The organism is Tsuneonella dongtanensis, from assembly GCF_001698205.1.
In the GTDB taxonomy this organism is placed as follows: domain Bacteria; phylum Pseudomonadota; class Alphaproteobacteria; order Sphingomonadales; family Sphingomonadaceae; genus Tsuneonella; species Tsuneonella dongtanensis.
On record NZ_CP016591.1, the window covers coordinates 3003237 to 3009495 of the forward strand.

Below are 6259 nucleotides of genomic sequence, written 5' to 3' on the forward strand. Positions count from 1 at the left end.
GAAGCTAGCCGAGCCGGGCATGCCCGCCGGTCGAGCCGAAACCTCCTGCGCCGCGAGCGGTATCGTCGAGCTCGGCCACCTCGTTCCACACGGCCTGCGTGACCGGCGCCAGCACCAGTTGCGCGACCCGGTCGCCGCGGGCGATCGCAAACGGCTCCGTACCGTGGTTGATCAGGATCACCTTGAGCTCGCCGCGATAGTCGGAATCGATCGTGCCCGGCGTGTTGGGCACCGTGATCCCGTGCTTGAGCGCAAGGCCGGATCGCGGCCGGACCTGGATCTCGTATCCCGCGGGGATCGCCAGCGCGAGGCCGGTCGCAACCGCATAGCGCGCTCCGGGCGCAATGGTCACTTCCTCCGCGGCCAGCACGTCCATGCCGGCAGCGCCATCGGTCGCGTATTGGGGAAGTTCGAGGCTTTCGCCGTGCGGCAGGCGCCTGACCGCCACTGTCACCTGATCGTTCATGCCGGCCGCGCTACCGCCTGCCGGCGGTGCAACGCAATCATTCTTCGCGCGGATCGATCTCGTCGAGCGCTACGGCCATCTTTTCCGCGAGTGCGAGCGCGACCTGTTCCTTGGGCATCTCGGGCAGGTCCTCGACGCCCTCGCCGGTGACGATGTGCACCGCGTTGGCATCGCCGCCCATCACGCCCTTGCCGTTGACGCTGGTCACGTCGTTGGCGACGATCCAGTCGGCCGCCTTGCGCTTGCGCTTTACCTTCGCGTTCTCGATCACGTCCTCGGTCTCGGCAGCGAAGCCGATGAGCAGCTTGGGCCGCTGCTTGCCCGCGGCGACCTGCGCCAGGATGTCCGGGTTCTCGGTGAGCAGCAGCGCCGGCGGAGCCGAGCCGCGCTTCTTCATCTTTTCGCCGTGGTATTCCTTGCTGCGCCAGTCGGCGACCGCTGCAACCATGACCGCCGCATCCACCGGCAGCGCCTTCTTGACCGCATCGGACATCTCGCGCGCCGAGATCACATCGATCCGGTCGACCCCCGGTGGGGTCGGCAGCGTGACCGGTCCAGCCACCAGCGTCACGCGTGCGCCCAGCGCCGCGGCGGCAGCGGCGATGGCGAAGCCCTGCTTCCCGCTCGAGCGGTTGGCGATGTAGCGAACCGGGTCGATCGGTTCGTGCGTCGGACCGGCAGTGACGAGCACATGGCGACCGAACAGCGGGCGATGCTCGGGATCGATGTCGAAATCGGGCTGGTACGCAAGCGGGTCTTCGGCCAGCGCGCCGATGACCTCCGGCAACTGGTCCCCCGCACCGGTAATGACCGTGTGGTTGAGCGCCTCGGCGTCGGTGGGCGGGGCAGCCTTGGCCTTGCCCTTCTTCGCCATGATCGGCGCGTCGAGATCGGGTTCGGGTAGCGGCTCTTCGGCCTCGAGAACCTCTTCGACCGGGGCCTCGTCCGCGAAGGCCGCCTCCTCAATCAGCTCTTCCGGCAGGAACTCCTCGTCGTCTTCCACCGGTTCGCGCTTCGGGGTCTTCCGGGGTATCAGCGACGACAGCAGGCTGCCGAGCGAGGAACCCGGCTTCGCTTCGATCTCGGCTTCGGGCTCGAGCGCTTCGAGCAAGTCGGGCTCTGGCTCGCAGTCGGCGGCGATGCCGAAACGCGCGGCGATCTCGGCCCAGACGATCTCGGGCTCGGGAAGGCGCCCGGGGCCGAATTCGCCGCAGGCCATCGGCCCCTCATCGGGCTCCATTACCTCGACCCCTGCTTCGCGCAGCCAGGCGACGTTGCGGCGTGTGGCGTCGTGCAGCCACATCTTCACGTTCATCGCCGGGACCGCCATCACCGGCTTGTCGGTGGCGAGGATCAGCGTGGTGGCAAGGTCGTCGGCGATGCCGGCCGCCATCTTGGCGAGCAGGTCCGCGGTCGCCGGGCAGACGACCACGAGGTCGGCCTGCCGCGACAGCTGGATATGCCCCATCTCGACCTCGTCCTTGAGGTCGAAGAGGCTGGTGTACACCTTGTTCTCGGATAGCGCGGCGAGTGCCATCGGAGTGACGAACTGGCTTCCGCCTTCGGTCAGGACGCAGGTCACATCCCCGCCGCCACGGCGGATAAGCCGAACGAGTTCGCACGACTTGTACGCCGCGATCCCGCCACCCACGACGAGCAGGACCTTCGGCCCGCTCACGCGGTGCGCCTCGTCTTGCGGCCATTCGCCGGCTTGCTCGCGCATTGACCCCCTCGAAGCATAAGCGGGTCCTAGCGCCCGCGCACAATCCGCGCCAGTCCTAGGGCAGCGTTGGTTAAGATTGCGCTAGCGGCATTCGCGTGGGTCGCTAGGCTGCCGAGCAAATATCAAAGGGAGAGTTCCACGATGCGCCTGATCCTCACCGCGCTGATCTTTGCACAGGGACTCATGTTCCTGGTTTTGGGCCTGAATTTCCTGCTGATGCCGGCCAGCGCGGCGACGGGTTTCGGGCTCTCCCCCGACGGCGCGGCCGGCCTGGCGGTGCTGCGCGCAGACTTCCCAGCGCTGTTCTTCGTTGGCGGCGGCGCGATGATCTGGGGGGCGTGGAAGCGCAACGGCGACCTGCTGCTGGTGCCCGCGGCGATCTTCGGCATCGCCCTATTCGGACGACTGATCAGCATCTTTGCGGACGGGACGGCGCCCGGGTTCTGGTTTCCGATGTTGGTGGAGGCAGCAGCCGTTATCCTGTCGCTGATCGCAAGCCGCGTTCTGCCGCATCGGGTCGGCTAGACCGCTCCCGCGAGCGCGGCGAGGCCGACCGCTGCGCCGCCGAGCGCCGCGGCCAGGACATAACCCGGCCAGCGCGAGCGCTCGGTCCGGCGCTCCCACATGAGCGGGATGTCGGGCAGCGGCGGCGGCTCTGGCGCGCCGCCGCGCGGCGGATACCGTTCCTCGATCCGGCGGACCAGGTCGGGCACGCGCAGCAAGGTTTCGACATCGGTCCGGATGCGGTCGGCGAGCGCGGCCTCGGGACCGAGTTCGTCGCGAATCCATGCGCGCACGAAGGGCGCGGACACATCCCACATGTTGATCGTCGGATCGAGGCTCGTCGCCAGCCCCTCGACCATGACCATCGTCTTCTGCAGCAGAAGCAGGTGCGGCTGGGTCGCCATGTCGAAGTCGCGCGTGATCGCGAAAAGGCCGTCGAGCATCTGCCCGACCGAAAGCTCGCTCACCGGCTTGCCGCGCATCGGCTCGCCCACTGCGCGCAACGCGGTCGCGAACTCGTCGACCGAGTGATAGGCGGGAACGTATTGCGCCTCGAAATGGATTTCGGCCACGCGGCGGTAGTTACCGGTGGTGAGGCCGTAGAGAATCTCAGCCAGCCACTGTCGCGCACGGCGGTCGATCCGCCCCATGATCCCGAAGTCAATAGCGACTATCGTCCCGTCGGCGCGCACGAACAGGTTCCCCTGGTGCATGTCGGCGTGGAAGAACCCGGCGGTGATCGCCTGGCTGAGGAAGGCGAGTACGAGCCGTCGGGCCAGCGCGGGCAGATCGTGGCCGGCAGCGACCAGGGCCTCGCGATCGGAGATCTTGATCCCGTCGATCCACTCGATCGTCATGACCCGGCCGTTGGTGCGGTCCCAGTCGACCGAGGGGATGCAATACCCGTCGAACCCCTTCATCGCATCGGCAAGCTCGCTCGCCGAAGCGGCTTCGCGCCGTAGGTCGAGTTCACGGTTGGTCCAGCGCTTGAAATTGGCGATCGTCAGCCGCGGGCGGAGGCGCGATGCCTCGCCGCCCATCGCCTCGAGATGCGCGGCCGCCCACTCGTAGGTCGCAATGTCGCGGGCGAGCTTCTCGCGGATGCCCGGACGCTGGACCTTGACCGCGACTGTGCGGCCTTCGATCGTCACCGCGCGGTGGACCTGTGCTATCGAGGCCGAGCCCACGGGCACGGGGTCGATCTCAGAAAATAGCGTCGCAACCGGGGCATCGAAGCTGCGCGCGATCTCGCGCTCGATGTCTGCGAAGGGCACCGGCGGCAGGCTGTCCTGCAGCGTCAGCAGGTTGTGCGCCGCTTCCTCGCCCACGAGATCGGGGCGGGTCGCGAGCGACTGGCCCAGCTTGATCGCCGCGGGACCGATTTCCTGGAACGCCGCGGCATAGTCCGGCACGCGGGGCTGCATCGCGCCCAGCCGCGCTATGCGCGCCAAGCGCACCACCGGCGAAGGCGTGTTGGGATCGTTCTCGATCCCGCGCAGCGCGCCATGCCGCGCGAGGCTTCGACCCCACCTGAGCAGGCGCAGGATGTGCGTGGCGGGACGGGTCACGTCAGGTCTTCCATCCCGAATGGATCGCCACGAGCCCGCCCATGATCGGCTCCACGCGGGTCTGCGTAAATCCGGCGGCGCGGATCATCTTTTCGAACTCGGGCATGGAAGGGAACCGGCGGATCGATTCGACGAGATAGCGGTACGAATCGGCATCCCCCGCGATCGCCTCGCCGATCTTGGGCACCAGCTTGTGCGAGTATAGGTCGTAGGCCTGCTTGAAGCCGGGCCACTCGTTGGTCGAGAACTCAAGGCAGAAGAACCGCCCGCCGTAACGCAGCACGCGGTGTGCCTCGCGCAGAGCCTTGGGGATGTCGGTCACGTTCCGGATGCCGAAGGCGATTGTGTAGGCGTCGAAGGTGCGGTCGGGATAAGCCAGCGACTCGGCGTTCTGGCGCGACCAGACGAGCCCGTCGATGCCGCGCTCCATCGCGCGCTCCACCCCGACGTCGAGCATTTCCTGGTTGATGTCGGCGACCGTCACGCTGGCCCCGCTCCGGGCGAGACGGAATGCGATGTCGCCGGTGCCCCCGGCCATGTCGAGCACCGCTTCGCCGGCCTGCGGCTTCACCCGGCGGACGAACTGGTCCTTCCACAGCCGGTGCAGCCCGCCCGACATCGCGTCGTTCATCAGGTCGTACTTCGCAGCCACGCCAGAGAAGACTTCGCCCACGCGGCGGGTCTTCTCTTCCGGGGCGACCTCTTCGTAGCCGAAGGAAACGGTATCGTTCATCGAGCGGCGCATAGGGGAGTTTGTCGGGGGCGCAAAGGCTGTTACGGGCCGCCGCGATGCCCGAGCTTCCCGAAGTCGAAACCACCGTTCGCGGCCTTGCCGCGTTCCTCGACGGCGAGCGGATCGAGCGGGTCGCGGTCAACCGGCCCGACATGCGCCGCCCCTTCCCCCTCGGCCTGGTCCAGTCGCTCACTAATGCGCGGGTCACGGGGCTCGGCCGCCGCGCCAAATACGGCCTGATCCACACCGATCGCGATACGACGCTGGTCTTTCATCTCGGCATGAGCGGGCGCTGGAGGATCGATCCGGAGACGCCCGACAAGCACGATCACCTCGTGCTCGAGACCGCCACGCATCGCTTCGCCCTCAACGACGCGCGTCGATTCGGTTCGGTCGACCTCGTCGATACCGGCGAGCTGGACCATTGGCCCGCCTTCGCCGCCCTGGGTCCCGAACCGCTGGGTCCGGACCTTACCGCCAGGCACCTTCATCTCGCCTTCGCGGGACGCCGGCAGGCGATCAAGCTGCTCCTGCTCGACCAGCGAATCGTCGCGGGCCTGGGCAATATCTACGTGTGCGAAGCGCTGTGGCGAGCAGGAATCGATCCGCGGAAGGCGGCCGGCAGCGTCTCCCTCGCGCGCCTTGCACGGCTCGTTCCCATGATCCGCGAGGTATTGGAGCAGTCGATCGTCGACGGAGGCTCCACCTTGCGCGACTATGCGCGTCCGGACGGACAACTCGGCTATTTCGCGACCCGTTTCGCCGTCTATGGGCGCGAGGGGGAAGCTTGCCTCAACGCGGACGGCGGGAAAGTGCGCCGCATCGTGCAGGGCGGGCGCAGCACCTGGTTCTGCCCTAGATGCCAACGCTAGGGCCAGCGACCGCTTGACGATTCGCGGGTGCGCCGCTAGGGGCGCGCCTTTCCCGGCGGGTCCGCTCGCCGCGGTGACCCACGCAAGCAGAGATTTCAAGGCCGCTCAGATGCGGTCGAACCGAGGACAGACATGGCCAATACGCCGCAAGCCAAGAAGCGCATCAAGCGCAACACCAACCGCGCCGAGATCAACGGCGCGCGCATGAGCCGCATCCGCTCGTTCCTGAAGAAGGTCGAGACCGCGATCGCCGGCGGCGACAAGACCGCGGCTGCCGATGCGCTGAAGGCTGCCCAGCCCGAACTGATGCGCGGCGTCGCGCGCGGCGTGCTCCACAAGAACACCGCCAGCCGCAAGATGAGCCGTCTTTCGAAGCGAGTCGGCGCGCTCTGA

At 67.6% G+C, this 6259-nt stretch carries 7 protein-coding genes; 3 read left to right on the plus strand and 4 right to left on the minus strand.

Annotation, left to right across the window (positions count from 1 at the left end):
* Positions 1–4 precede the first annotated feature (4 nt).
* Positions 5–466, minus strand: a complete 462-nt coding sequence (dut, locus tag A6F68_RS14545) for a dUTP diphosphatase (RefSeq protein ID WP_067681714.1) — start codon at positions 464–466, stop codon at positions 5–7.
* A 37-nt stretch (positions 467–503) separates the two neighbouring features.
* Positions 504–2189 carry a bifunctional phosphopantothenoylcysteine decarboxylase/phosphopantothenate synthase gene (locus A6F68_RS14550; RefSeq protein ID WP_067681717.1) on the minus strand — a complete coding sequence of 562 codons (1686 nt, stop codon included), beginning with the start codon at positions 2187–2189 and terminating at the stop codon, positions 504–506.
* Between the two features lie 141 nt (positions 2190–2330).
* Here A6F68_RS14550 and A6F68_RS14555 point away from each other — a divergent pair, with 141 nt between their 5' ends.
* Entirely contained in the window at positions 2331–2714 is a 384-nt protein-coding gene (locus A6F68_RS14555; protein ID WP_067681721.1) for a DUF4345 family protein, read from the plus strand.
* Here A6F68_RS14555 and ubiB read toward each other — a convergent pair.
* Together ubiB and A6F68_RS14565 are read right to left on the minus strand one after the other, a co-directional pair.
* The gene (gene ubiB / locus A6F68_RS14560; RefSeq protein ID WP_067681724.1) at positions 2711–4261 is read right to left on the minus strand and encodes a 2-polyprenylphenol 6-hydroxylase; all 1551 of its coding nucleotides are present in this window, start codon (positions 4259–4261) and stop codon (positions 2711–2713) included. The genes A6F68_RS14555 and ubiB overlap by 4 nt on opposite strands.
* Before the next feature lies 1 nt (position 4262).
* On the minus strand, positions 4263–4994 hold the full coding sequence (locus A6F68_RS14565) for a class I SAM-dependent methyltransferase (protein WP_067682784.1): 732 nt from the start codon (positions 4992–4994) through the stop codon (positions 4263–4265).
* A 56-nt stretch (positions 4995–5050) separates the two neighbouring features.
* Between A6F68_RS14565 and mutM the strand changes: the two genes are divergently transcribed.
* Complete coding sequence (gene mutM / locus A6F68_RS14570) at positions 5051–5866, plus strand: bifunctional DNA-formamidopyrimidine glycosylase/DNA-(apurinic or apyrimidinic site) lyase (RefSeq protein WP_067681726.1); 816 nt, start codon at positions 5051–5053, stop codon at positions 5864–5866.
* A gap of 132 nt (positions 5867–5998) precedes the next feature.
* Positions 5999–6259: a 30S ribosomal protein S20 gene (gene rpsT / locus A6F68_RS14575; protein WP_067681729.1), complete on the plus strand. Its 261-nt coding sequence runs from the start codon at positions 5999–6001 to the stop codon at positions 6257–6259.